Source organism: Paenarthrobacter sp. PH39-S1, from assembly GCF_030063245.1.
GTDB lineage: Bacteria > Actinomycetota > Actinomycetes > Actinomycetales > Micrococcaceae > Arthrobacter_M.
Genome location: NZ_JASISR010000104.1, coordinates 1 through 1,249, shown reverse-complemented (window position 1 = coordinate 1,249; position 1,249 = coordinate 1). Strand labels below are relative to the sequence as shown.

The 1,249-nt window shown below is 62.9% G+C and carries 1 protein-coding gene; it reads left to right on the top strand.

Features of this window, described 5'->3' with window-relative positions; genetic code table 11:
• Positions 1–144: 144 nt before the first annotated feature.
• On the top strand, positions 145–1,249 hold a 1,105-nt coding region (locus QMG52_RS21690), incomplete at its 3' end, for an IS256 family transposase (RefSeq protein WP_283562472.1).

Genomic DNA, 1,249 nt, shown 5'->3' with positions numbered 1-1,249 from the left:
GGGGGTGTCTACTTAACTGTGTATTAAGGTTCCTGTTGGAGATGAGGAATTGCCATGACGGTTACCGAAGGACACGAGCAGCAGGGGGCTTCGTTTGGGGGGCCTGGGCCGGAGCCTGAGTCTGCCCGGTCGGTGGTCAACGAGATGGTTGACGCCGGGTTGTTTGATGATTTGATGTCCCGCATTGACCATGGAACGCTGCAGCTCACTGGCGAGGGAGGATTCTTGCCGGAGATGATCAAGGCGGTGCTCGAACGTGGTTTGCAGGCCGAAATGGTCGGCCATTTGGGCTACGGGAAGGGCGAGCGGTCGCCCGCCTCGCCGGGCAATGCCCGCAACGGGTCTACGCCTAAGACGGTGGCCTCGGAGATCGGTGACATCGTGTTGGCGACGCCGCGGGACCGGGACGGATCCTTCCAGCCGGCGCTGGTGCCCAAGGGCGCCCGGCGGATCGGCGGGCTGGATGAGATGATCATTTCCCTCTACGCCGGCGGGATGACGGTCCGGGACATCCAGCACCATTTGGCCAGGACGCTGGGCACGGACCTTTCCCACGAGACGATCTCCAACATCACCGATGCCGTCCTGGACGAGGTCCAAAAGTGGCAGAACAGGCCGTTGGAGGAGATCTACCCGATCATCTACCTCGATGCCCTGGTGGTGAAGGTCCTTGACGGCCACCACGTGATGAACCGTTCCGCCTACATCGCCGTCGGCGTTGACCTGGACGGCATCAAGCACGTTCTGGGGATCTGGGTCCAGGCGGCCGAGGGCGCGAAATTCTGGGCCGGCGTCTGCGCAGAGCTCGCCAACCGGGGCGTAAAAGACGTGCTGATCGTATGCTGCGACGGACTCACCGGCTTTCCCGAGGCCATCGAGGCGACCTGGCCCCGAACCACGGTGCAAACCTGTGTGGTGCACCTGATCCGGGCCGCCATGCGATTTATCTCCTACACCGACCGCAAGAAGGTCGCCGCGGCGATGCGCCCCATCTACACCGCCCCCACCGCTGACGCCGCCCAACTGGAACTGGCGGCCTTCGCCGACTCGCTCCTGGGCCACAAGTACCCGGCAGCGGTGAATGTGTGGGAACGGGCCTGGGAACGCTTCATCCCGTTCCTGGCCTTCCCCGCAGCAGTACGCCGCATCATTTACACGACCAACGCGATCGAGTCGCTGAATTACCAGCTGCGTAAAATCATCAAGAACCGCGGGCATTTCCCCAACGACACCGCGGTCGTGAAACTGC